Source organism: Pseudoalteromonas sp. MT33b (assembly GCF_014117385.1).
Classification (GTDB): domain Bacteria; phylum Pseudomonadota; class Gammaproteobacteria; order Enterobacterales; family Alteromonadaceae; genus Pseudoalteromonas; species Pseudoalteromonas lipolytica.
Genome location: NZ_CP059832.1, coordinates 631,706 through 655,835, shown reverse-complemented (window position 1 = coordinate 655,835; position 24,130 = coordinate 631,706). Strand labels below are relative to the sequence as shown.

The following is a 24,130-nucleotide window of genomic DNA, read 5'->3' as shown; positions in this document are numbered from 1 at the left end:
TACTATGCTGTGTAATGACTTTCAGTTTGCAAGCAAACCCAACCAAACAGCTTGAAACTGCCTTATCAACGTCTTTAGTACTTACTGATGGCGACAGTATTACCTTGGGGTTTGGTGATTTTGATCCTCAAAAAATATTTAACCCTCACTTTACCAATAAAGATGGCGAGAGCATTGCCCTTCGCAAAAAGTTGCGCTTATACAGTGTTCCTTTCTCATGGGAGGCAAAACAGCCCTACTATGAACATAAGTGGCATATAAACGGCCGGGTCAGTTATTTGAATCAAGCTGATTTCATTTCACTCTTTGACGAAGCCCAATCCGACTCTATTTCTGAAACTGTCTATAGCGCCACGTTTGGCATTAATGCTGAAAAAGCACTCGGCTCAAAATGGTCCTATATTATTGGCTTAAATAGCCACTACCTACATTACGACAATGACTACGATTATAACTCTCAGCAAAGCCGTGACGTATTAAAACCGCTAACCAACAATCTCTATACTAATTTAAACAGTAATGCGCTGGTGTTAAATCCCAGCCTGTCTATGGTTTATAGATTGCCTCGACATTGGGGCTATTATGAATATAAGTTAAATATTAATTATTATTACGGCTGGGCTTTATCACAACCTAACGAAATTGAAAGTGCAAAGCCTGAAACAACACGGATACTTAATGGCATAAAAGCTAAATTTAATATGTTCAAAGTGGGCCCCTTTGAACAAGCTTTCTACATTAAAGGGCAACGCATTGACTTAGGTGGAGACAGCCAAGCTGCGTTTGGCACTGATCACTTTTATGAATATGGCCTTGGCTTTTTGTGGGACAGCCGTCACTGGACCTCATGGTTCGATAATTTTGGTATTGGTATCAATATTCATAGTGGGAGTAGTCTAGAGGGAGCCGCCATTGTGCTTTACTTCAATGAAATTTAGTTACTCAATTTTGATAGTTATTTCTCTTTTAAAGCACAACAATCAAATTTAAAACTAAGATGTACATTTTTAATCCGACAGATTAGAGTAAATACATAAAAGCAGTGTAAAAAGGGATGAAAACACATTTTATCATCCTAAGTAACCACGCCTTTACTGAATAAGTCATCATAGACTGAGCATACGTGCGTGCGAACTGTTTATACCAAACATTAACCTAATTAAAAGAGACATTATGAATAAGCTCATACACTTAGCGTTATTCGCTTTACTGTCGTTTTCAACGATAGCCGCTCAAACAGACGTAACACAACTTGATATTTTAAACTTAAAAGCACAATCAGAGTCTGTTTATACCTCGGGTCAACCCAGCCAAACAGACTTTGCTAAGTTAAAAGACGTGGGGCTGCAAACAGTTATTAACTTACGCGGCGATAATGAAACTAGCTGGTCGGAGAAAGAGTTAGTAAGTGGACTCGGTATGAATTACTACCATATTCCAGTTCGTTCGAAAGCAGATATTACGCTTGAGAATGCCACAAAACTTCAAGCCTTACTGCAAACACATCAACAAGAAACCACCTTATTGCACTGTGCTAGTAGTAATCGTGTCGGTGCTTTGGTTGCGCTTTATCATGCTGTGACACTTAAAAAACCGATAGATGAAGCAATTGAAACCGGTAAACAATGGGGCCTGAAAAGCCTTGAAAGTGTGGTAAGAAATAAAGTTAAAGAAGAGATTGGTCAGCCATAGGCTGACCAACTTAATTAGATCGCTGTTTTTTCAGATTTATTTTTGTTTTTGCTTTCAACTTGCTGAAACATCGCATCAACCAGTTCGATAATTTTATCATTAGCATCAATAAACTTATCTAGCCCACCACCAGTGCGGTAGCTTGCTTGAGCAATCGTTTCTTTTTGCTCAGGATCCATCACCCAAATATTAGCATACGCCATGTACAGGGCGAGATCCCAATGCCAATTAGCGACATAAAAAGCAACTGCATCACAGCCATCCGTGTTAGCCGATGTAATATCCGTTTGGTACGCTTGATGTTTTAAAACATAATTTGCTGGGATAACACGAGTTTTCACGTTATGTTTGGCAAACCCTGATTCTAGCGCCGTTACGACCCCCTCTTTAACAGCTTGATGCTCTGCAATACACACTGTTTTTGGTACTTCGGCTTCAAAATGTGAGACGTCTTGTTTTGCTGCACACCCAGCAAGCACTGTTGCTACCGCAGTAACGACTGATAACTTTAATAACTTCATTGTTTTCCTTACTTATAATTATAACTAAAGCTGCCATGCATAGCTTAGTTTTGTGAAAAATGTTCGTTGATCACGTTCTAGCTCTTTTAAAGAGTCATCCTGATAGCCTTTATCCGAATAACCTAAATAGAACAGGGTTTGTGAATTTATTTTGTATGAATACACTAATTGGCTGGCGAAATCACGGTTAATTTCACTCACGTTAGAAAAATAGGCATCTCTATCACGATCTATGTCTTTAAATTGCAATACCAGCTTGAGCATTGAGCGCATATTAAATTTATAATACACACGTAAATCAGTGAGGTTTACAGTATAAACGCGTTCATTTTGCTCGTTATCAAGGTAGCTATAACTGTGCTCTAACTGAACTTGCCAGTGGTCATTAATATCCCAAGTCATTTCAGGCTCGACACGCACCATCGTGCCAAGTTGCGCATTGCTGTAATCTATTTTGCTGCCATACTGAGCATACAGTAAAAAGCGGATATCGCGGATGGGCCTAAAACCGCCATAAATATAAGCGATGTTTTGATTAAAGAACTGCCCTGCGTAAAATTCATTGCGGTGAATAAAGCCGATTTCAGTCTGTGACTGCATTTTACCTTTAAAGGTAAAGAAGCCATCGTATTCTTCTTCGAGTAGGTCACCATTTTGTGCCCAGGTTTTATCCCACTCAGCATTATAGCTGTACTCAGTGACAATATCATCGGCATCACGATACCAGGTTTGACCGCCTCCGAGTTGAGCTTGTTTATAGTCAACTTTTGCTTGATAACCTAAGTCAGAGCGATACTCCTCACCAATGTTTTCATAGCTTGCATACAGTTCATAATCACGTTTGGTACGACTAAACTCTACTTTATAGGCCTGATCTGATTGCGTTTCTTCTAAGCCATAAACATCAACTAAAAAATCAGAGTTTTTTGTATCGGTTGTTGCAACTTGGTATTGCAAGCTGTCTGTTTGGTTAAACCAATAACTGCCATCGAGTGATAATACCGAGTTATGATAATCATCATTTTCCCGGTGTGTACTCATAACCCCAATAGTGCCTTTTTGACCAATATCAAATTGATAGCGCCCCACAGCGGCATGAGTTTTATCGCCTAGATTTGCAAAATATGAGCCTTGGTTGGTTGGTAATAACACACTGGTGTTGTCATCATCTGCATATATAAACCCATAGCTGTGGTTACCGGTCTTGCCTGTTAACTTAACGCCTACGTCAGGCTCGGCTATTGTGCGTGTATACAACAACTCGAACTGACTGGTTTTAAAATAGGATGCTCCATCTAAAAAGAATGGGCGTTTTTCAGCATAATAAATCGAGTAAGTGGTGTTAACATCAAGTTCAAGAGAGTCCGCTTCAACTTGCGAAAAGTCAGGGTTAATCGTTGCATTAATCACTGCATCTTGTGTAACGCCCCAGCGTAAATCAAGGCCCGCTTCTGTATCAACATCTCCATTTTGCCAATCACCTGGCAGCGTATTTTTTGTATCATTACGAAGCGCAGTTAAAGTCGGGGTAAGCTGAATATTCATACTTTGTGTCATGTCAGCAAACCCCGTTAGTTTATCAAACTGGCAAAAACTGCACTTTACATCACGGTCAAAGCCTACGTTAGACATTTGATAAAACACATCACGCGGATAATTACGCCAAACAGCCAAGCTCCAAGTAAGTTGTTCTTTACCTTTTGGAAAACGCAGTGCCGTAAAGGGAATGCGCATCTCAACCACATAACCCTCATCGGTAATTTGACCTGCACTATCCCAGATTGCATCCCATGATGGGTCTTCCACCCAATCGTCGATATCGGTCATGCGCATATCGCCTTGCGCACCTAGTGGGTTTACGTAAAACTCATAACCCGTTCGTTCGTCGTTAAAGGTATCGATCATCAGGGCAACATTATCGTCTTGCCACAGTGTATCTCTGTCACGAAGTGCTGCACGTATTTGTGACGGGTCTGGGTCTTTAGCAATAAAGCCAACGTACAAGTATTGGCCATCTTCATACAGGTAGGCATCGGTGTGTACCGGTGGCGTGCCCTTTTCATTAGGCTCATTCTGATATTTTAGCGGTACTTTTGTTGCTTGTTGCCAATGAGCTTCATCCATAACGCCATCAACACTGATTGATTCTTTAATATGCGCTAAAGCAAACTCCACTTTGTCGCTAGCCGTTGCTAGCGAAGAAATACTGACGCAACTGAAAATTAGGCAGGATTTTACAACACGGGTTATTATTTTTTTTAAGTACAGCATAAACATCCATTTAGACACGTGCGCACAAATTACACGACTTCATTGATTAAAAAAGCAATTGTAATTCAACAAGGTACACTTGTTAATAACAAACCACTCTTTTAACCATAAAAATTAACAAAAACACTCCTTTTGGACTAGTTTTAGGTTCAAAAAAAGCCCCATGGCCGAAAGGCGATGGGGCTAATTACGACCAATAAACGCTATTTTTTTAAGCTAAGTTTATTGCCTTTAAGTGATTTTCTCACTTTAGCAATACGCGAGCGGTTCTTGGCTCTGGCTTCGCCCGTTGCCTGCCCTGATGGCTTATTGCTTCGGCTACGACGTAAATGAGATGGCTTTTTACCAATTTTGTCGATCAGGACTTCACGATTACTTACTTCATAACCCGGCAGCACTATACGGTTAATGCGTTGACCAATTAACTTTTCAATATCGAATAACGTATTCTCTTCTTCGCGACTTACAAATGAGATTGCCTCTCCCGGTTTACCAGCACGACCTGTACGACCAATACGGTGTACATAGTCTTCAGCAAGCCAAGGTAAATCAATATTGATCACTCGTGGAAGGCCTTCAATATCAATACCACGAGCTGCAACTTCAGTTGCAACAAGCACACGTACTTTACCTTCTTTAAATTCACGTAGTGCACGACGTCGGTTACCTTGGGTTTTATCACCATGGCACACAGCCGCAGGAATACCATCAAGGTTCAATTCTTTAACGAGCTCATCGGCTGTTTCTTTCATGTTGACGAACACTAACACTTGCTGCCAATTTTTCTTACCGATCAGTTCTGAAAGAAGCTCTTGTTTACGGCGCTCTTCAACAGGATAAACAACGTGCTGTACGGTTTCTGCTGTACTGTTTGTTTGATCGACACGAATAATTTCAGGTTGCTTAAGAACTTTGCTTGCAAACTGTTTTATCGCCGCGGGGTACGTTGCTGAAAAGAGTAAAATTTGACGTGTTTCATCACAGCCGTTTATAACCGTTTGCATATCAGTTATAAAACCCATATCGAGCATACGGTCTGCTTCATCAAGAACCAAATGCTTTACATTTGCTAAGCTGATATTACCCAAACGAAGATGATCTAATAAACGACCAGGTGTCGCCACAACGATATCAACACCCGCTTTAAGATCGTTTGCTTGTCCGGCTAAATTAACACCGCCAAATAAACACACTGTTTTTAGTGCCGTGTATTTAGCAAACGCTTTAACGTTATTGGCGATTTGCTCAGCAAGTTCACGCGTCGGAGCAAGCACAAGTGCGCTCGGCGCATTGTTATCACTTAAGGTTGATTCAGATAATTTTTGAATAAGTGGCAGCGCAAACGCAGCGGTTTTACCGGTGCCTGTTTGTGCGCTAGCAAGTACATCTTTCCCTTTTCGTACCGCAGGAATTGCACTGCGTTGAACGGGAGTAAGCGTATGGAAATTAAGTTCTTCTAATGCCTGTAAGAGCTCAGAAGAAAAACTAAACGATTTAAAGTTCATGCTGTATAACCTGCGGCCATCATATCAAGGGTCGCAAATTATACAGAAAAAAAATGACTTTAGTTAGTTATTACTTCACTAAAGTGCCTTTTAATAAAACAAGTAAGGGTGATCGTCGTTTAATATGTGCCGCACTCATTAAAAATGCTTACGGTAGAATTTCCACGCAACACCAAAGCCAATAGACACATTATAGTCTTGCTTAACGAGCGGGCTTGCATGTTGCTGACTATTAGCAAGATGGTGATATTTAACAAAGCCACCTAGCCAGTAGTTAGGTGTATCGAAATGGAGCCCAATTGACACATCAGCACCTGAAAAACCTGAACGGCTTGCGTATATTTGCCGTGTTGCATTACTTTCTATTTCGTTAACCGCGTAGTAATAGTTCAAATAACGCTCTGTCGCAAAATTTACATTACCACGAAATGCGACTGAAAACTGTGAGTGTGCTTGCTCTAAAAGCGGTATGGTGTAATAAATACTGGGACCATAACGCCAACCTATATCATCTACATCACCAAAATCAGTCGCAATGGCTTTACGTACAAAGAGACTAAAATACATGTGCTCTTTGCTATTTGGTTCACCGATAACGTAATAATTTAAGGATGGCCCTAATTCAAACACCCAATCAAGGTCGTCCATGCCCTCGCGTGCTTTGTTATCTTTACTATCAACGGCTAAACCAACACCCGCCGATAAATCTAAATGCAGGTTTTCATGTTGCCACAGGTAACCGGTGAAGTTATTACGGTCAATGGCCATTTTCTCACTTTGATAGCGGAAATAAGGCACTGGAAGTAAATATTTTTCGCTCTCATCTGAGCCTAAATAATGGGGAATATCGGCATAAAATACCCCAGCCCCCAACTCCATTTTTGCTGCGCTGTACGCCTTAACGCTAACCAGAACTAAAATAACAACAACGCAGCGCCAGATCATGCTTGCCACTTCTTAAAAATTAACGATGTATTAATACCACCAAATGCAAAATTGTTAGACATAATATAGTCCGTACGCATTTCGCGGCCTTGTCCAGTTATGTAATCAAGGTCAGCACATTCAGCATCAACGTGGGTCAAATTAATAGTCGGTGCAAACCAGCTATCATTCATCATATTAATACTTGCCCATGCTTCAATTGCACCGCAGGCACCGAGTGTATGCCCTAAGTAACTTTTTAATGAACTAATTGGCTTTTTACCTAAAGCATTAAAGGTCGCATGAGATTCAGCAATGTCACCTCTATCAGTCGAGGTGCCATGAGCGTTAACATAGCCAATATCATCGGCACTTAACTGGGCATCTGCCAGTGCCAATTCAATAGCAACTTGCATAGTTTCGGCTGTAGGTTGGGTCACATGTTGACCATCTGAATTACAGCCAAAACCTACTAGCTCTGCAAAAATTGTCGCTCCACGAGCGACGGCATGTTCATACTCTTCTAAAATTAACGTACCAGCCCCTTCACCAATAACAAGACCATCTCGATGTTGATCAAACGGACGTGGCGTCTGTTTTGCTGCATCATTTTTTGTGCTGGTTGCATATAACGTATCGAAAACCGCCGCTTCGGTAATGCATAACTCTTCGGCACCACCCGCAACCATCACTTTTTGACGCCCAAACTTAATGGCCTCATACGCGTAACCGATTCCCTGTGAGCCTGAGGTACATGCGGAGCTTGTCGTGATTACTCTGCCCTTTATTTTGAAAAACACGCCCACATTGACAGGGGCCGTATGTGCCATCATTTGAATATAGCTGGTTGCTGTCACCCCAGTCATTTCCCCCGTTTCCATCATTTTGGCAAAGGCAAGCAACGGCGGCGTTGAGCCAGTTGATGAGCCAAACGCAATCCCTGTAGAGCCATCGGTTAAACTTGGGTGCTCTAACAGTCCCGCATCTTGTAAAGCATGCTCGGTCGCACAGGTCGACATTAAGGCAACTCGCCCCATTGAACGCACTTGTTTACGCTTGTAATGGCTGGGTTTTGTAAAATGAGTAACCGGCGCAGCTAAGCGCGTGTTAAGCTCTGGTGCGCTATCCCAGTCGGTCATGTACTGAACTGCGTTTTCACCTTTTTGCAAAGCGGCTTTAAATTCCTCCCAAGTATCGCCCAGCGCAGTAATAGCCGACATACCTGTAACAACAACACGTTTCATTACACCATTCCGCCATTAACCGAGATAACCTGACGCGTAATGTAAGCCGCATCTTCAGAGCATAGGAATGAAACGGTTCCTGCAACTTCGTTTACTGAGCCCATACGTTTTAATGGGATCATTTTTAGCATGTCATCGACGGGTAAATCATCGGTCATTGCTGTTTCAATAAGTCCAGGGGCAACACAGTTCACCGTAATTTTGCGTTTTGCGAGTTCTAGCGACAATGCTTTGGTTGCACCAATGATCCCCGCTTTTGCAGCACTGTAGTTTACTTGACCACGGTTACCCGCAATACCAGACACTGATGCCATAGTAACAATGCGGCCCCCTTTACGGGTTTGAACCATTGGCATTACCGTGGGATGAACCACATTGTAGAATCCATCAAGACCAGTGCGAATAACTTTATCCCAATCATCACCTTGCATCGCAGGAAAGGCCATATCGTTAGTAATACCCGCATTACAGATCACGCCGTAATATGCCCCATGTGCTGCAATATCTGCTTCAATTTGTTGTTTTGCCAGCGCCCGATCACACACATCAAACTGTAACAAGCTTGCATGACAACCACGCTCCCTGATTTCTTTACAAGTTTGCTCAGCCTCAGTCACACCACTTCGACAATGAACCGCAATATCAAAGCCATCTTTTGCTAATCGTAATGCGATTGCTTTACCTATTCCACGGCTCGAACCTGTGACTAAAATTCGTTTTGTCATTGATTTTCTCTTATAAACTGCATGGGGTCCTGAGGCTGAAACACATTTATTTTTGCTTCTGCTAATAATGTTTCAGCATCATGAATTTGACACTCAAACACACTCAACCCGGATTCTTCTTGATATAACCTTGCAACGGATACTGTTAACGTACTGCCGTTATTAAATACAGGCGCATACGTTTTATACTTACGCGTCCCGATTAAAAAGCCAATTTGGACAGCATCGCCTCTGTCTTTTGCCAACGCCCCCGCATACGCAGCAATGGCTTGTGCCATATACTCACAACCAATATAGCTGGCAACGCCGCGCAAACTCTCATCGTAAAAAGGGCTGTCAGGGCTGATATCTACTTCACAGCAGCCAGATTCATCGGTGTAACCGTTAAGGCGATTGAGCAAAATCATTGGGTCACTATGAGGGACGACGTGCTCAATTTTATAGTTATTCATGCAGATGTCCTAATATTACACTGACATTATTGCCCCCGAAGGCAAAAGAATTCGATAAACAATAGCTAACAGATGCGTCTCTGGGCTGAGTTATTAGGTTAATGTCACTCAGGGATTCATCTACTTCTGCGTTATTAAACACCAAGCGCGTAAACTCAGGGTAAGCTAAATATAACCAACATAGGCCTGCTTCTAGTGCACCTGCAGCACCTAAAGTGTGACCCGTTAAATGTTTTGATGAGCTAACGGGCGTATTGTTGCCAAACACCTTACTGATTGCAAGTGACTCCATGGCATCATTTTGCACTGTTGCAGTTCCATGAGCATTGATATAGTCAATATCTGTTGCGAGTAGATTGGCATCATTAAGTGCTTTTTGCATTGCACTTATTGCACCCGAACCATCACTAATTGGCGCTGAAATATGGTGAGCATCGGAGCTTTCCCCCCCTCCTAAAAATGCCACTGCGTGATCATTGAGTTGCTCTTTACTCATCACAAACACGGCTGCTGCTTCACCGATATTAATGCCTTTTCTATCCTTACTAAATGGCTTACAAATTTCATCGCTAATTGAAGAGAGTGAATCAAAACCGTTCACTGTCAGCTGGCACAAGCTATCAACTCCACCACAAATAACCACATCGGCTAAGTCTGCACTGAGCAAGGCACGTGCACTGATCATTGCCTTGGCACTTGAGCTGCATGCTGTCGAAATGCTGTAACAGGGACCCGTTGCATCAAGTGTCTTTGCAATGTAAGCCGCGGGTGCGATGAGAGCTTGGTCGTAATAATTAAACTGAGCCGGCCATTTTCCTTCTTTAGCGTGTACTTTACGTGCCCTCTCCCCCTCTTGAATAGCAGCCGTGCTTGTGCCCATAACCACCGCAATACGATCGCGTGAACATGTTACTTTTGCTAGCGTGTCGGTCAGTTGTGCCAAGGCTAAGTCAATAAGCTTATAGAATCGCATTGATTCTGTTAACGGTAACACATCCACTAACCCCACAAATGTTGGGCGCTGTTCAAAAACAAGTGAAGACACGTTTGTAAGTGTTTGAGTTGGCGCTTGACTGATGCGCGCCATGGTGTGCTTTTGCCCAACACCTAATGCACTCACAATTCCTAAATCATTGAGCCAAAATGGCATAATCAATTAACCCTTTGAAATATTATTTTGTAGTTTCGCTGATAATTTACGAGCTCTGTTTTTTCTTCTAAAAAACGGATCTCACTAATCAACTCATCACCTTTATAAAGCAAACGCTTTGAGTCTTTTGCAACTATTTTTAAACCATAAAGCTGCGAACTGAGTACTTCCACAGGCCAATGCACAAGCATTATATCGGCCAAAATATAGCGCGGGTCAAGACGCTCAATTGGCAGCATTTTTTTACTTTTAACGGGTCCTGAAATCGCTTTTTCCAATTGAAAAACAGGCACTCCTTGTGCGGTCATCACCACGAGGTTAATTCCACTAAGACTGTTAATATCGAGCTGTGCTAGTAACGTGTGGCTTTCATCGTTGTGACTGACTTCTAACACCTGCTGCCAATTATCTGCAACAAATGAAGCAGGCGGATCCATTAAATAAATCCCCGCATTGGGAGCAAGATCCACCCCTGCTTTAACTGCAAACTCACTTGCACAGCTCGCTAATAACAGCACCATTGCTGCAATGACTAACGTTTTTAATCTCGACATAGCTCAACCAAGGTATTCAAGCGTCGCTCGCTTTGTTTTACAAATGGATTATCAAGGTCCCACGCGTACCCTGCCAAAATAGCACTGATCATTTCTCGTACTTGCTGGTTTTGTTCACTGTAAAAAATCACATCTTGAAACGAAGTATCATACCAAGCAGCCACATAAGTTCGAAAACAGTTTACACCCTGCTGCAATGGCTCACTGTACTGTGCTTGAAAATCAACCTGTTTGCCCTGTAAGTAGTCATCGACTAGTGGCGCAACTAATGATGCCGATTTTAACGCAATTGTGACTCCCGATGAAAACACCGGATCTAAAAACTCACCCGCATTGCCCAGTAACGCAAAGTGTTCCCCATGAAGCGAGGCTACATTGGCTGAGTATCCTTTAATTGTTCGTGCTTCGCCAATTGCAACTCTACGTGCAAGTAATTCACTTAAATACGTATCTTGCTCAATAAACTCATTTAAACAAGCTAAAGGCGCTGTGTCTTCAAATTGGCTAGGTTTTCCAACCACACCGATACTGGCAGTCCCATCACTGAATGGAATAAGCCAATACCAAATATCGTTATGTTTTGGATGCACATTGATCAGGATTTTTTCGCGATCAAATTTATCATCAGTAATATTGTCTTCAAAATGACTGAAATACGCCCAGCGTACAGGAAAATTTGATGGCGTTTCTAAATCAAGTAAACGTGGTAATACGCGGCCAAAACCACTGGCGTCTAATACAAACCGCCCTTTTATTTGGTAGCGTTGATTTTTTTCATCATCAACGGTGAGTAAAGCACCATCGCCATGGTCTGTGTACTCTATGACGCTGTGCTGATAACGAATTTCAGCCCCTTGTTCCATTGCGCCATCTGCTAAACACTTATCAAAATCAGCCCGTTTTACTTGAAATGTCGTACCAGGGCCTTGAGTAAATTTTTCGGTAAAGTCAATCGCCGTATGCTCGCCTCGACGTTGAAATGCAGCACCATTTTTAAATTGGAAGCCCAACGTGTCAGCTTGCTCTTTGACACTCTCAGCTAAGTTTGCTTCTGCAAGAAAGTGCATACACTGTGGCAGTAAGCTTTCACCAATTGAAAATCGAGGGAATACTTGTTGTTCTAGCACCACGACACGCCAGCCTTTATTCACCAGTAAACTGGCTGCAACGGCACCCGAAGGCCCTGCGCCAATAATGACGACATCTGCCTGTTGAATCTGATTATTCACCTATTATTTTTCCTTATTATTAGGTAATGCGACACAGAGCGGCGCTAACAAATAAATGCAAATCAGCCCCACTAACACGGTTAAACCAAAACTAAAAATAGCGGGCGTTTTTGATACCGCTAGCATACCAAATACCCACATAGAAGAGGCGGCAGATAAGCTAATCGCTAATACATTGCTCGGGGTTAACTTATTGATTTGATAAAACACTAAATAGTCGATTGCGAGCGCTAAAATAAGCAAGCATCCCAATAAGTTAAATATTGATAATTGTGTTTGAATTGCACTACAAAGCAGTAAAACGGCTGCTAATGTTAACCCCAATATTAACCCTTGCTGGTAAGCGACTTTAAAACCAAACTTAAAGGTAAACAATAACATGGCAAACGTGATAGCGATTGCAATGGTTACCAATAACGAGTGTGAGTAATCCTCTAGCCCCGCAGTTATCATGGCCACTTTATCGTACACTAGCAGCTCGCTTTCAGCGCGAGCCCACTCAGCTAATTGCGTTTTATCGATACCCGTAACCATAAACCAGCTTGCAGCAAATTCGTTGTTTAAGATCACTTGATTAGCAATAAGAGGACCTAACGGTGAGTCTAGTGCAGCGTCCAGAGTAAGGATTGAATCTGACAACACTAAAGGACTGCCTGTCAATTGTGTGACAACATCGAGTGATGCGTGATGCACACGCATCTCATTGTTATTTTTTTGTTGTGTACTTGCACTCGGCACAAGGTCACTGAGCATCAATGCCTGACCACCTTGCTGCTTAATTTTAACTTTTAGTGCTTCTTGTTTAAGTAAAAGCTGCTCAGCATTTTCGGCAAACATGATCATTATTTGCCCATTATCTTTACCTAATAAAGACATGTGCAAGGCTTCGTTGTTCATAAGCACTTGAGGACTTGCATTGAGCAGCTTCACATCATCATTTAATACGGGAGGTTTTAACAGCGAAAACACACTGAGGCTAACGAGCAGTAGCAAGATGATCGCGACTTTTTGCCGATGAATAGACTTAAGCAGGGCACTTAATTTTTCCGCAAATTTTCCTGCCTCAACACTGATTGTGAGTCTTGCTTGCCAACTAGGGAGTAAAAGCCGTGTAGTGAGCCACGCGGTTATCAGTCCTGCTACAACAAAAACCCCAACCTGAGTTAATAACTGCACAGGCGAGAAAAATAAACTCGCATAGCCTAATATTGTCGTCACTAAAGACAACAAAAGAGCAAGTTTAAGGCCCCGACTAAAGCCATTTTTATGCGTTGTTAAGTCCAGCATGCTATGAAATGCGTAATCAATTGCAATACCAATTAAGGTCACCGCAAAAACAAGCGTTAACACATGAATCTCAGCAAAAAAGATAGCCAAGGCTATGCTGCCACCAAGCGCTGCGCTGATAACCGTCACAGAAGCAAGCCATAATGCGTTAAACGACCTGAAAACCCAAACCACCATAATAATCAGCGCGATTAAGCTCAAAGTCCCGAACAAGGTCATTTCAAATTTTGCTTGTTGTGCATTTTCTGCGGTATGAAATAAAGCACCTGAATAATGTATACTGGTGTGTGGGTAATTCGTATGTAGTTGGGCAAGTTGAGCGAGCACATCATCATTTAATGCCACTGCTTGGTCTATCGAAAATGCATTATCGGCTGCGTGTACAAACAACATCAAATAGTCATTATCTAAATGGCGAATACTAATGCGGCTATCTGACATTTCAAATTGCTGTAATTGTGTGATTACCGAGGTTAAAAATTCTGCGGTACTTAAACTCGGATCCAGATTAATCGTACTCGATACAAAAGGATCGGCCACTTTACTCAATTGACTAAAATAGTAGTGCTGAAAACGACTCGCATCAGTTAATGCGTGTTGATAGCTTGGAGTCAACAAGTTGCCCGCATATTGACTATAGAACGTGGCAAGCTGTTCGACCTTGGGGACGCTAAAGCGCGGTGTGATATTTTTTTTAGCTAACCATGCAACCATTTCATCGTAAGCTTGCTCTTTATTTTCACCCGAAAATGAAAAGCTTAATTGCTGTTTGTTACTGGCAAAAAAGTGCGTTTCGAGCTGTTGGAGTCTAGGTTCTGACTGGGGAAGTAATGCCAATATATCATTATTTAAGGCGGGCTGTTTTATGACAAAAACAGCAACCAATAAGCTCGCCATTACTGTTAACCAACCCAGTGTTACCCCCCAAACTTTCACTGTGGGCTTCCATCTTGTGGGTATGAAAAGCGCAGTAACGTAACATTGCCATTTATCTCTTGTAAACGCACGCTGTTAACGTTTTTTTCATCAGCGCACACTGTAAACTGGCTAAAAATCTGCTGGAGCATTTCATCGTTAGGAAGTAATAATTGGCAATCATTGTCAGCGTGTTCACGGGTATCAAACTGTAAAGCCAGCGCCGCTTTATCGTGCTTTATAATCGCTTGTAAAAGGGCTACATATGGCTCGGCACCTTTTTGTAATTGCGCTTCCCCACGCTCATTATAGGTATAAACTTGGCCTTGTTTTATGACTAGTTTACTTTTTATAGGTGACTCTACTTGCCAAATAAGTCCTTGCTCAGTAAGTTTGAATAGCCCTTCAGATATAAACGGCTTAGTGAAACCTTTGAAATGTTTTTCTTGGCTAAAGGTGCCTTGCTTCAGACCAACTTGGTCTGCCATAAGTGGCCAAGCCATCATAAAACACAGTAACATTAAGAGGCTATTTCGCATTACATCACCTTTTGCAGCTTGTCATGCAACACGGGGGGAGACACAAATTGCATGTCTTTAGACTCAATATCAACCGCCACCTGAATCGTCGTTGCTTTGGTGAGCTTTTTCCCCGTTGCGACATCGCTAATAACATAATCAATGCGTAAGCGAGTTTCGTACTCTTTTAAATACGCATCAACCCTAATTTTTTGAGTAAACAATGCTGAACCCACATACTTAATGTGCATATCAATGATTGGCCATGCATAACCCGACGCCTGCATTTGCAAATAGTCATAATCAAATAAACGCAGTAATTCACACCGCGCTACTTCCAAGTAACGCGGGTAATTACCATGCCATACCACATTCATTGGATCGCAATCATGAAAAGGAATTTCAATCTCTACATGGGTGCTTAATAATGCGCCACGACTATGCATATAAACTCCATCGTTTGGTTTGAATCGCATCAACAGTAAAACGTAATACGGCTTCTAAAGGACGATCTTCATCAAGCAGTGGGAAAAACTCACTAATATCTTGATACATGGCCTGCACTTCGGCCGTTAAACTAGTAAATTCAAGCTCGCCTTGTGCAATACGCAAACGTAAACCCTGAATACTTGCTAACAGCGTGCTTGCAATCACTTGTTCTGTAAGCTGTAAAATACGCAAACAATCGCGCGCTGCAATCGTACCCATACTCACTTTATCTTGGTTATGACACTCGGTTGAACGTGAAAACACACTCGCTGGCATAGTCAGCTTTAATGCTTCAGCCGTATAAGCACTGGCACCAATTTGCACAGCTTTAAAGCCGTGGTTAATATAACGACGTTCGTCGTTACTGCCCGATAAGTTCGATGGCAAACCGTTGTTGTAACGCGTATCAACTAACGACGCAATTTGACGATCGGCTAAATCAGCTAAATTAGCAACCGCCGTTTTCATCGTATCCATTACCATTGCTATATGGCCGCCGTAGAAATGACCGCCATGGAGCACATGCTCTCCCTCACCATCGATAATGGGATTATCATTTGCCGAATTAAGTTCATTTTCAATCATTTGCCTGAACCATGGCAGGCTATCTTGCAGTACACCAATCACATGAGGCGCACAGCGAATTGAATAACGGTCTTGTAAGCGATCAGCATTTCGAGGGTGTTCAACATGATTTAAATCCCCTCTGATCCACGCTGCAACCTGCTGTTGCCCGGGGTGAGGTTTTACAGAAAACAGTATGTCATCAAAGTGGTGGCTATTCCCTTTCAAAGCAAGGCTGGCAAGCGCCGTAATACGGCTAGTTAATTGCGCTAAATACGCCGCTCGGTCGAAGGCTAAACACGCCAGCGCAGTCATAACTGCAGTGCCATTCATCACTGCCAACCCTTCTTTAGGGCGCAGTTTTAATGGGGTTAAACCCAATGATTTCATCACTTCTAAGCTGTTTTTAATTTCGCCTTGATAGTATACGTCGCGCTCACCGACCATCGCACCAGCAACGTATGACAATGGCGTTAAATCGCCACTTGCTCCCACTGAGCCTTCTTGTGGAATAACCGGTACGATATTGTGATTTAAAAAGTCTTTTAGCAGGTTAAGCATGTCCCAGCTAACACCTGAATACCCTTGTGAAAGTGACGCTAATCGCGTGGCTAAAATGGCACGTCCTTGCTCAGGGGTAAACATACTTCCCATACCGCAACCATGAAAACGAGTAAGATGAAGAGGTAATTCATTCACCAAATCAAGCGGCACTTTAACGGTCACAGAATCGCCGTATCCCGTAGTTACGCCATATATAACGCCATCATCTTCCAAAAGCTTGTCTAAAAATGCTACAGCACTGTCGATTTTCTTGGCAAATTGATTGTCTGACGTTAACGCGACAGCTCCTTGCTCTAACGCAATATGAACAATATCTTCGATAGATAAACGTTGCTTGCCAAATGTTGTAGTAGAGTGCTCTGGCACCTTAGTTCTCCTTGTTTTGGTCGCGAGACACGTGCTCGTCATTTTGCCAAAAGTCATAAAAATTAAACCATTGATATGGGTATGCGGCAGCGTAATAGCTTAGCCTTTGAGCATAATCGCTGACAATCTTGTGTAATGTCTGTTGCCTTGTTTTACGCGGTAGAACAAGTTTATCAGCGTATTTTTCAAAAATAACACGATAAAATACTTTGCCATCGGCCGTCTTATCTTTTAAACAAAACAAATGAAAAACAGGGCAATCTAATAACGCAGCTAGAATAAATGGACCTTGAGAAAAAGGAGCTGGTTTTTCTAAAAAATCGGCCTCGATGACACGCCCCGCTGTTGTCGTACTGGTTCTATCGCCCACAATAACAACTATTTCGCCTTGCTCAACTTTATCTTTAAGCATTATTGCCATATCAGGGCCTAAGTCTGTCACTTGAATTAGGTTAATTGCGACATCTGGGTTGATACTTTTTAAAAGTTTATTAAATTCCACGGCATGATGCGTAAATACCAATACATTAATCACTTTACTTGAGCGGTGCTGACTTAAAGCGCGGCACACCTCTAAATTACCCAAGTGTGAACCAATAAAAATGGCACCTTGCGCGTGTTCATCAAGCTCTATGAACAACGCCTCATTGGTGTAAGAAATGTTACTTTGGGGTATACGCGCAAGCCACGCATCGATTTTGTCAAAGGCGCTGTCCGCAAAACAACGAAAGTGTCGAAAGCTGTCTCGCCACGTCACTACTTTGTCATTACCATTAACTTTGCGTACTTGCGTTAAAAAAGCATAGGATGCGCGGCGCGCGGTTTTACCTGTTAAAAATAAATAAAACACCACAGGAAAAAGGATAATCCAGAGCCCTTTTCGACCCAATATGCGGTAGCTAAATAACAATATTTGCATACCCAGTCGATTGCCGCGCTCTTGCATTTTTGACCAGTGCTTTGCAGCCATTAACCCACCACCTTTCGCCAAATAAGTAGGGGCGAACGGAACAGCATGCCAAAGAACAAACGCGTGTGAAGCCATGAAATCCCCAAATTATCATGTAAAGCGCGAAAGTGAGAAACGCCGTTTTCGGGGTAAATAACCTGAGTGGGTAAGAAGGTAACCTTGACACCTTGCCAGTAAAGTCTGACCAATATTTCAATATCAAAGTCCATGCGTTTGCCAAGCGCTTGCTTTGCCATTAATTGCTTTACTGCGGTGAGTGGGTACACCCTAAAACCACACATTGAATCGACAATATCAAAGCTCAATGTTTCAACCCACACCCAAAAGTGAGTGATGTATCGACTCAAGTAACGATGTTTTGGTACTGAGCTGTCATATATTGGACAACCACTGATTACATTGTTTGGCTCGTTATTACTTAACTCAATGAGTTTAGCAATATCGTCTAGTGAATGCTGACCATCAGCATCCACCTGAATTGCATGACTAAAGCCGTGTTCATGCGCATATAACAACCCAGTTTGTACGGCGCCGCCTTTGCCCTGATTTTCTGTGTGTGTAAGTACCGTTAAATCGTCATATTGTTGCTGTAAAGACGCAAACACTTGCTTTGCATCATCGCAACTCCCATCATCCACCATAATAATCGGTAGTTTTAATGCATTGAGTTCTAAAATCACGGTTGCGATAGCATGGGTGTGGTTATAATTAGGAATGACAATACAAAATTGATTCATTGTTTATTCGCAAAACACAATTCGACCAGACGCATGCTGGCCTTTATCTGATTGATAGCTAAATACACATTTGCCTTTAGCGTTGCGCTCAAGGGTTAAATTTACGGTCATATTTGGCGTGGTGACGACCTGAAACTTTAACACTTCTAAATCTTGCACCTGTGGACCAAACCCAAGGTACTGCTGCGCATATTTCACAGCCCAATCTAACTGCACAACCCCAGCTAAAATGGGAGCATCAGGGAAGTGCCCTCGAAAATAATCTAAATCAGCCGTAATCGTTAACGCTAGACTAACGCGGTGCTCTGTTTGCGATAAAACCGCCACCTGTGGGGTGACTTTATTCAGGCTTGGCAAAATACTGCTCCAGTGTTTTTAAACTCAACTTTGCTTGACTGTTAAAAGGTAATGCATCGATATAGCGCCACTTGCGAGGTAAACAAACACGCTCAAATCGGTTTGACAAATACGCTTGCAGGGTACGATTTATGACTAATTTACCATGTTCTTCAAGTTCATGACTGGCCTTATCCGTGAGCACAACAACAGCCCCAATTTGAACTCGTTTGCTTGGCAGAACCACCAGCTTAGCCTCTTTCACCCACTCGTGACTGAGTAAAAAGCATTCTAGCTCATCAAGGTTTAAGCGTTTTTCTTCTATTTTAATGGTTCTATCAATACGCCCAAGGAGCTTAAATTGCCCATTACTATGCACAATGGCTCTGTCATCTAATGGGTAATTCGCATGTTCTAGTATAGATGAGTCAAGCATTAAGCGTCCTTCATGGTTAACTGACAAATGGTTACCATTAAAAGGCTGCCAAGGTACATCGACAGCGGCTTGAGTGACTTGCCGATAAGCAATTCCCCCCGTTTCAGTGCTGCCAAACACTTGAGTTACCGGTCGTGCAAGTTGCTCACACAACATTTCGGCTTGTTCGTTATTTAAAGGACCACCCGATGAAAATAACCATGTCAACCTTGCGCGCTCTGGTATCAGTACATTATCCATGCACAATCTGCCTAACTGCGCGGGGCTTGATACAAGCACAGCATGCTGAATATGCTGCAACTTTTGCGCTATGTGTTCTGGATATTGAATTTGTTCACTGTCAATAACCTGCCCTTTTACAAGTGGCCAGAGTAAACGAAATAACAGACCATAAATATGCTGATGAGAAACTGTCGCCAAAAATGTAAACTGGCTTGGCAAATCAAACGCCATAGACAGAACCGATAACTCACGGTTGAGTACCCGCCATGGCTTCACTACCGGCTTAGATTGCCCTGAAGAGCCCGAAGTATAAAAAATAACGGCGGTTTTCGTTGGCCACTGTAAGCGTGGCAAACGGCTATGAGTGTGCTGTTGGCTTAACTCAAGATTATTAAACACAATGCCGGTGTCTAATTCACGTGCATCACCCGCAAAAATAGGCGACTGCGCTAACAGGAGGCGCAACGTTTCCGGCTGACCATTTGGCGGCAAAATAACATTGTGCCCGCTGCAGGCGAGAGCAAATAGACGCACAGCAAATTGATACGTATCTGGGTGAAACAACACCACATGGCTGGTAGGTTTTAATCCCGCTAATTTATGTTGAAACGCACTGATATCAGCAAAAAACTGCTCACGGGTTATGTGTTTTTCTGCAACAACAAACGCTGAATTTGGGTGAAACTGTAGGTTACTCGCCACCATTATTTTTTACCTTTTGTCTAACTAGCCATTCCACTAGCATCAAAATAGCTATCGAGAGATAGGCAACCAAGCCATTGTAAAGTGTCCACATTGATAACGACGCAAATAGACTGGTGTAGAGCGCAACCGTGCCGTTTAAAATAAAGAAAACGCTCCAAATTTTGGTCACTTGGCGCGTGTACCTTACTCCCTTACTATCTAGATCAGGCTCTTTTAATCGGGCGAAACTTTCAATCACTGTTGGCCCCTGTCGCAATGAGTAGATAAATGTAATCGCCATCACGGTGTTAATGATCACAGGGTATAATCTTAAGCCTAATTCGCTATTAAAAAACGGCGTAGTCGCAAGCGCCACAATTGCCAAAAATGACGCAGGTTTGAGCCAAGGCATTGTGCTTGTCAATTTTTGGCTCAACATTAACCTTATCGCAAGTAATGCGATTAAAATTAAGCTTACCTGCTTGATCGAAACATGCTGTAATCCAAAATACACAATAAATGGGTATAACGATAAGCACACTAAGACCAATGTTGTGGCGATTGCTTTAAGCATAAGCTGTACTTAATAGCTTAAGAAACGAGCTTTTCTACTTCATTTACAACATCTTGAACTGTACGCACTTGCTTAAACGCATCAGGTTCAATTTTCTTGCCCGTGATTTCACGCAATTTCACTACTAAATCAACGGCATCAATACTATCAAGATCTAAATCTTGATAAAGGTGTGCATCTAAACTGATGTCATCAGCGTCAATTTCAAATTCATCAACTAAAATGCCCTGTAAAACGTTGTAAATATCAGCAGCGGTTTTCATGCTTTTTCCTACTTCTAAGTCTGTATTATGATGTGTGTTGGTTTATAAAATTAGCGAGTGCATCAACAGATGCAAAATGTGCTTTTGTTTGTTCTGAGTTGGCATCAATTTTTACGTTGAACTCTTTCTTAATTGCAAGACCAAGTTCAAGAGCATCAATGCTGTCTAAGCCTAAACCATCAACAAAAAGAGGTTGATCATTTTCAATATCATCCACGGTAATATCTTCAAGATCTAAGCTGCTAATGATTAGTTGTTTTATTTGGTTCTTTAGTTCAGTCATAGGTGCCTGAGTTCCTCTGAAAAGTAATGCTGTAAATCACGGGTTAGTTGGCGTGCTTGCATTGCAGGTTGTTCGTTATTATAAAATTTATCGCCTGTAAAGGCGTGCTTTGCAAAGCGCATAGTAAAATGAGCTTTTGTAGGAGCAACACGATACCAAGGTGTGTCTTTCGTTAACGTACTTGGTTTCATATTGATCATGACAGATGTAATCGGTGCTTTGCAGCGCGCAGCTATGTTTGCCGCTCCTCGTTTAAACTTAAGGGGATCACCTGGCGTTGTTCGCGTGCCTTCTGGAAATATTATCAGGTTATTGCCCGCAGCCAATGATGCTTCGCACTCATTTAATAACTCCTGAGGATCTTCGTTGCTAATGTACCCAGTCCCTTTTATAACACCGCGCATAAATGGGTTTTTAAATAAATGCGCCTTCACCACACAATCGGCATGTTTAATCACCGAAATAAGCACAACAACATCAATTAAAGAGGGGTGATTTGCCAATACTAGCTGGCCTTTTAACTGACTAAAGCGCTGTTTATCTTCAACAGAAAAATGGATAACGCCCATGTAGTGCATCAGAGCAACAAAAAATTTAAAACTATAATGTACGGTGATACGCGCTTTTTGTTTTTGCTTGTGCTTACACGGTTCAAGCACTCGCTGAAGTGGCAACACCAACAACGTTAAAACGACACCACCGACACCAAACACAGCAAAACAAAACCCTGTTGCGATAATGCGCCAAATTTGATTGAGTCGCTGAAAAAGTTTAGCCACCATAATGTTGAAGCATCCAAGCTGATTGTTGATGTGAAAGTAGTGCACTGGATTCCTTGCTTGATAAAGCCTGTGCTAATTGGATGCTCAAAGGTAAAACTGAGTCCGTATTACCGGCATCAGTGCTGCCCGATAATTTAGTTAACTCAAAATAAGATTCGCCTTCAACGTAAGGAGATAATACAAAAGCCACACTGTGATCGATTTGCTTCTCATCTGCAAAAGGTAAATACTCTTCAGGCAGCACACTTTCAGTGTGCGCTACTAAAATACAATTTTCGATACCAGATTGAATACGGGCGTACCCATCGATCAGATTGCTTATTACACTGTCTTGACCACCGGCAATCGCATTCATAGGCGCGGTGTTATTTTTAATAATTGAAAAAATACCGGTCGCAGCATTATGCACACTGAGCCCAAACGCTGTAGGTGACAGCGGCTCTTCTTCAACAAGCGCATGTAACAAATGGGCCGTCTTTGGCAGATCACCATGACGAGAAGAAAAATTGATAGCAATGTGTGAATGTTCAGCTTGTGCTTGTTGCAAAGTATGCAAGGCCATTTTCATAAAAGGGCTGAGTCTTCGCCGTTGCATAGGTGCAACCCAACTGAGGTCGAGGTCGCAGTATGTATGTTGGCGTAGTTCTGCTATTTGCTGCTCGGGTGCAACCCATAAACACAAATTATTAACAACAAATTTCACAACTTTTATTCTTATAACGCCAAACGATTGCTAATTTTACCCATTAGCAACAAAAAAGTAAAACGTTGGCGCTTAAATGTATCCAAAATTAAGCGCCAATTCATTTTTAGCGTAAAATAACATCCTTTTCGGCTAAAAGTTGAGCTTTATCTCCCACAATGTCAGCAACATTTAGTTCATTAATATAGCCTAAACCCACTTCTTGTTGTGCAGGTGCTAATGGTACGTAGGGTAAGCGGAATACCGGATTAACGGCTCCCGTCATCATTAATGCTGTATTGATTGCGATTGGGTTTGGCTCACAAAACAACCAGTTCATTAATGGCTGTAGCTTGGTGTTTAATGCATCATTTTTTTCGTCCATTAATTGACGAAACAAACCTGGGATCAAGTTAGATGTCACTGAAATAACACCGTGTGCGTTATAAATATGACGCGCATCATGGCTTTCATCATCATTACCTGACCAGCATGCAATACCTTGTTTTTCGTAATGTGCAATACGCTCATTGCCACCACACTCTTTAACACCAATAAAGTTTTCGTGCTGCGCTAACGGTTCAATAATATCAGGGGTTAAATCTTGCCCTGTGCGCCCTGCTACGTTGTAAATAAATGCTGGGCCAATATCAAGTAAACGCTTAAAGTGCTCTTTTACTCCAGCCAATGAAGTACGTCCATAATACGGGTTAATTTGCAATGCTGCGTCCATTCCCGTTGCAAAACCATATTCTGTCGCTTTGATAGCTTCGCGCGTGTTATTGCTACCTGTGTTACCCACAATAAGTAAACGAGATGAGAATTTACTGACACTGTGTGCAATAAGCATCAAGTGCTCTTCCCAATTCATTAGTTGGCCTTCGCCGGTTGTACCACCTACGATAATACCGTCAACACCCGCTGCGATTTGTTGTTCAACAAGGTCATCATAGCAGGCAAGATCAATTTCACCGTTGCTTAGGTAAGGCGTTTTAATTGCAGTGATCAAGCTTGCTTGTTTAATTGTTTCTAGGCTACGCATAACTATTTTAATGTTTGGAAAATTTGCGCTAGTTGTATCATAAACACAGGCAATTTCCGAGTAATGTAACGTAATAAATAAAAAACTTGTGAAATGGACAAAGTTAAGACAAAATTAAATACTGTACAAATAAACAGTATTTATTGTGA

At 42.1% G+C, this 24,130-nt stretch carries 26 protein-coding genes; 2 read left to right on the top strand and 24 right to left on the bottom strand.

The annotated features are described in order from the left end of the window. Positions 1–14 precede the first annotated feature (14 nt). Complete coding sequence (locus H3302_RS18850; RefSeq protein ID WP_036972089.1) at positions 15–938, top strand: Solitary outer membrane autotransporter beta-barrel domain; 924 nt, start codon at positions 15–17, stop codon at positions 936–938. 235 nt (positions 939–1,173) lie between these two features. Further along, positions 1,174–1,692 (top strand): protein tyrosine phosphatase family protein, encoded by a 519-nt coding sequence (locus H3302_RS18845; RefSeq protein WP_075593237.1) that lies wholly within the window; start codon positions 1,174–1,176, stop codon positions 1,690–1,692. Positions 1,693–1,706: 14 nt separating this feature from the next. On the opposite strand, the gene H3302_RS18840 is transcribed toward H3302_RS18845, so the two are convergent. The 24 genes from H3302_RS18840 to dapA all read right to left on the bottom strand — a co-directional run bounded on the left by H3302_RS18840 (position 1,707) and on the right by dapA (position 23,981). After that, entirely contained in the window at positions 1,707–2,213 is a 507-nt protein-coding gene (locus H3302_RS18840) for an Sbal_3080 family lipoprotein (protein ID WP_036972093.1), read from the bottom strand. 24 nt (positions 2,214–2,237) lie between these two features. Continuing rightward, complete coding sequence (locus H3302_RS18835; RefSeq protein ID WP_182396771.1) at positions 2,238–4,490, bottom strand: carbohydrate binding family 9 domain-containing protein; 2,253 nt, start codon at positions 4,488–4,490, stop codon at positions 2,238–2,240. A gap of 197 nt (positions 4,491–4,687) precedes the next feature. After that, positions 4,688–5,989, bottom strand: coding sequence for a DEAD/DEAH box helicase (locus tag H3302_RS18830; RefSeq protein ID WP_075593236.1), 1,302 nt, complete (start codon positions 5,987–5,989; stop codon positions 4,688–4,690). A 138-nt stretch (positions 5,990–6,127) separates the two neighbouring features. After that, positions 6,128–6,934, bottom strand: coding sequence for a MipA/OmpV family protein (locus H3302_RS18825; RefSeq protein ID WP_227006860.1), 807 nt, complete (start codon positions 6,932–6,934; stop codon positions 6,128–6,130). Then, on the bottom strand, positions 6,931–8,157 hold the full coding sequence (locus H3302_RS18820; RefSeq protein ID WP_065979019.1) for a beta-ketoacyl-ACP synthase: 1,227 nt from the start codon (positions 8,155–8,157) through the stop codon (positions 6,931–6,933). The genes H3302_RS18825 and H3302_RS18820 overlap by 4 nt, the downstream gene beginning before the upstream one ends. After that, positions 8,157–8,882: a 3-oxoacyl-ACP reductase FabG gene (gene fabG / locus H3302_RS18815; protein ID WP_074988764.1), complete on the bottom strand. Its 726-nt coding sequence runs from the start codon at positions 8,880–8,882 to the stop codon at positions 8,157–8,159. The genes H3302_RS18820 and fabG overlap by 1 nt, the downstream gene beginning before the upstream one ends. Further along, entirely contained in the window at positions 8,879–9,334 is a 456-nt protein-coding gene (locus H3302_RS18810) for a 3-hydroxylacyl-ACP dehydratase (RefSeq protein WP_075593235.1), read from the bottom strand. The genes fabG and H3302_RS18810 overlap by 4 nt, the downstream gene beginning before the upstream one ends. After that, positions 9,327–10,484, bottom strand: a complete 1,158-nt coding sequence (locus H3302_RS18805; RefSeq protein WP_065979016.1) for a beta-ketoacyl-ACP synthase — start codon at positions 10,482–10,484, stop codon at positions 9,327–9,329. The genes H3302_RS18810 and H3302_RS18805 overlap by 8 nt, the downstream gene beginning before the upstream one ends. 2 nt (positions 10,485–10,486) lie before the next feature. After that, on the bottom strand, positions 10,487–11,038 hold the full coding sequence (locus tag H3302_RS18800; RefSeq protein ID WP_036972104.1) for a DUF3261 domain-containing protein: 552 nt from the start codon (positions 11,036–11,038) through the stop codon (positions 10,487–10,489). Continuing rightward, positions 11,026–12,267 (bottom strand): NAD(P)/FAD-dependent oxidoreductase, encoded by a 1,242-nt coding sequence (locus tag H3302_RS18795; RefSeq protein ID WP_065979015.1) that lies wholly within the window; start codon positions 12,265–12,267, stop codon positions 11,026–11,028. The genes H3302_RS18800 and H3302_RS18795 overlap by 13 nt, the downstream gene beginning before the upstream one ends. Positions 12,268–12,270: 3 nt before the next feature. Next, a complete protein-coding gene (locus tag H3302_RS18790) occupies positions 12,271–14,490 on the bottom strand; it encodes a transporter (RefSeq protein WP_182396507.1) in 2,220 nt (739 codons plus the stop codon). After that, complete coding sequence (locus H3302_RS18785; RefSeq protein ID WP_051501862.1) at positions 14,487–15,008, bottom strand: outer membrane lipoprotein carrier protein LolA; 522 nt, start codon at positions 15,006–15,008, stop codon at positions 14,487–14,489. Before H3302_RS18785 ends, H3302_RS18790 begins: the two co-directional genes overlap by 4 nt. Next, positions 15,008–15,433 (bottom strand): thioesterase family protein, encoded by a 426-nt coding sequence (locus H3302_RS18780; RefSeq protein ID WP_036972107.1) that lies wholly within the window; start codon positions 15,431–15,433, stop codon positions 15,008–15,010. Before H3302_RS18780 ends, H3302_RS18785 begins: the two co-directional genes overlap by 1 nt. After that, positions 15,426–16,970: a histidine ammonia-lyase gene (gene hutH / locus H3302_RS18775; protein ID WP_244887009.1), complete on the bottom strand. Its 1,545-nt coding sequence runs from the start codon at positions 16,968–16,970 to the stop codon at positions 15,426–15,428. The genes H3302_RS18780 and hutH overlap by 8 nt, the downstream gene beginning before the upstream one ends. 1 nt (position 16,971) lies before the next feature. Then, positions 16,972–17,940 (bottom strand): acyltransferase, encoded by a 969-nt coding sequence (locus H3302_RS18770; protein ID WP_065979013.1) that lies wholly within the window; start codon positions 17,938–17,940, stop codon positions 16,972–16,974. Then, entirely contained in the window at positions 17,940–18,677 is a 738-nt protein-coding gene (locus tag H3302_RS18765; protein WP_182396506.1) for a glycosyltransferase family 2 protein, read from the bottom strand. Before H3302_RS18765 ends, H3302_RS18770 begins: the two co-directional genes overlap by 1 nt. Positions 18,678–18,680: 3 nt before the next feature. Then, positions 18,681–19,034, bottom strand: coding sequence for a thioester dehydrase (locus tag H3302_RS18760; protein ID WP_051501863.1), 354 nt, complete (start codon positions 19,032–19,034; stop codon positions 18,681–18,683). Continuing rightward, on the bottom strand, positions 19,018–20,376 hold the full coding sequence (locus tag H3302_RS18755) for an AMP-binding protein (RefSeq protein ID WP_182396505.1): 1,359 nt from the start codon (positions 20,374–20,376) through the stop codon (positions 19,018–19,020). Before H3302_RS18755 ends, H3302_RS18760 begins: the two co-directional genes overlap by 17 nt. Then, entirely contained in the window at positions 20,363–20,929 is a 567-nt protein-coding gene (locus tag H3302_RS18750; RefSeq protein WP_182396504.1) for a hypothetical protein, read from the bottom strand. Before H3302_RS18750 ends, H3302_RS18755 begins: the two co-directional genes overlap by 14 nt. A 17-nt stretch (positions 20,930–20,946) precedes the next feature. After that, entirely contained in the window at positions 20,947–21,192 is a 246-nt protein-coding gene (locus tag H3302_RS18745) for an acyl carrier protein (RefSeq protein ID WP_054554554.1), read from the bottom strand. Positions 21,193–21,217: 25 nt separating this feature from the next. Then, positions 21,218–21,475 (bottom strand): phosphopantetheine-binding protein, encoded by a 258-nt coding sequence (locus H3302_RS18740; protein ID WP_036972123.1) that lies wholly within the window; start codon positions 21,473–21,475, stop codon positions 21,218–21,220. Further along, positions 21,472–22,257 (bottom strand): 1-acyl-sn-glycerol-3-phosphate acyltransferase, encoded by a 786-nt coding sequence (locus tag H3302_RS18735; protein WP_036972125.1) that lies wholly within the window; start codon positions 22,255–22,257, stop codon positions 21,472–21,474. The genes H3302_RS18740 and H3302_RS18735 overlap by 4 nt, the downstream gene beginning before the upstream one ends. Next, entirely contained in the window at positions 22,247–22,960 is a 714-nt protein-coding gene (locus H3302_RS18730; protein ID WP_259369907.1) for a beta-ketoacyl synthase chain length factor, read from the bottom strand. The genes H3302_RS18735 and H3302_RS18730 overlap by 11 nt, the downstream gene beginning before the upstream one ends. Positions 22,961–23,066: 106 nt before the next feature. Next, a complete protein-coding gene (gene dapA / locus H3302_RS18725) occupies positions 23,067–23,981 on the bottom strand; it encodes a 4-hydroxy-tetrahydrodipicolinate synthase (protein ID WP_074988758.1) in 915 nt (304 codons plus the stop codon). Positions 23,982–24,130: the final 149 nt, after the last annotated feature.

Bases quoted from the DNA above. Each gene is read 5' to 3' on its own strand.
- H3302_RS18745 (WP_054554554.1), bottom strand. From the start codon at position 21,192: ATGAAAACCGCTGCTGATATTTACAACGTTTTACAGGGCATTTTAGTT.
- H3302_RS18805 (WP_065979016.1), bottom strand. From the start codon at position 10,484: ATGCCATTTTGGCTCAATGATTTAGGAATTGTGAGTGCATTAGGTGTT.
- H3302_RS18825 (WP_227006860.1), bottom strand. From the start codon at position 6,934: ATGATCTGGCGCTGCGTTGTTGTTATTTTAGTTCTGGTTAGCGTTAAG.
- H3302_RS18765 (WP_182396506.1), bottom strand. From the start codon at position 18,677: ATGAATCAATTTTGTATTGTCATTCCTAATTATAACCACACCCATGCT.
- H3302_RS18850 (WP_036972089.1), top strand. From the start codon at position 15: ATGACTTTCAGTTTGCAAGCAAACCCAACCAAACAGCTTGAAACTGCC.
- H3302_RS18840 (WP_036972093.1), bottom strand. From the start codon at position 2,213: ATGAAGTTATTAAAGTTATCAGTCGTTACTGCGGTAGCAACAGTGCTT.
- H3302_RS18750 (WP_182396504.1), bottom strand. From the start codon at position 20,929: ATGCTTAAAGCAATCGCCACAACATTGGTCTTAGTGTGCTTATCGTTA.
- H3302_RS18835 (WP_182396771.1), bottom strand. From the start codon at position 4,490: ATGTTTATGCTGTACTTAAAAAAAATAATAACCCGTGTTGTAAAATCC.
- H3302_RS18845 (WP_075593237.1), top strand. From the start codon at position 1,174: ATGAATAAGCTCATACACTTAGCGTTATTCGCTTTACTGTCGTTTTCA.
- H3302_RS18740 (WP_036972123.1), bottom strand. From the start codon at position 21,475: ATGACTGAACTAAAGAACCAAATAAAACAACTAATCATTAGCAGCTTA.
- dapA (WP_074988758.1), bottom strand. From the start codon at position 23,981: ATGCGTAGCCTAGAAACAATTAAACAAGCAAGCTTGATCACTGCAATT.
- H3302_RS18770 (WP_065979013.1), bottom strand. From the start codon at position 17,940: ATGGCTGCAAAGCACTGGTCAAAAATGCAAGAGCGCGGCAATCGACTG.
- H3302_RS18800 (WP_036972104.1), bottom strand. From the start codon at position 11,038: ATGTCGAGATTAAAAACGTTAGTCATTGCAGCAATGGTGCTGTTATTA.
- H3302_RS18830 (WP_075593236.1), bottom strand. From the start codon at position 5,989: ATGAACTTTAAATCGTTTAGTTTTTCTTCTGAGCTCTTACAGGCATTA.
- H3302_RS18735 (WP_036972125.1), bottom strand. From the start codon at position 22,257: ATGGTGGCTAAACTTTTTCAGCGACTCAATCAAATTTGGCGCATTATC.
- fabG (WP_074988764.1), bottom strand. From the start codon at position 8,882: ATGACAAAACGAATTTTAGTCACAGGTTCGAGCCGTGGAATAGGTAAA.
- H3302_RS18820 (WP_065979019.1), bottom strand. From the start codon at position 8,157: ATGAAACGTGTTGTTGTTACAGGTATGTCGGCTATTACTGCGCTGGGC.
- H3302_RS18780 (WP_036972107.1), bottom strand. From the start codon at position 15,433: ATGCATAGTCGTGGCGCATTATTAAGCACCCATGTAGAGATTGAAATT.
- H3302_RS18785 (WP_051501862.1), bottom strand. From the start codon at position 15,008: ATGCGAAATAGCCTCTTAATGTTACTGTGTTTTATGATGGCTTGGCCA.
- H3302_RS18810 (WP_075593235.1), bottom strand. From the start codon at position 9,334: ATGAATAACTATAAAATTGAGCACGTCGTCCCTCATAGTGACCCAATG.
- H3302_RS18755 (WP_182396505.1), bottom strand. From the start codon at position 20,376: ATGGTGGCGAGTAACCTACAGTTTCACCCAAATTCAGCGTTTGTTGTT.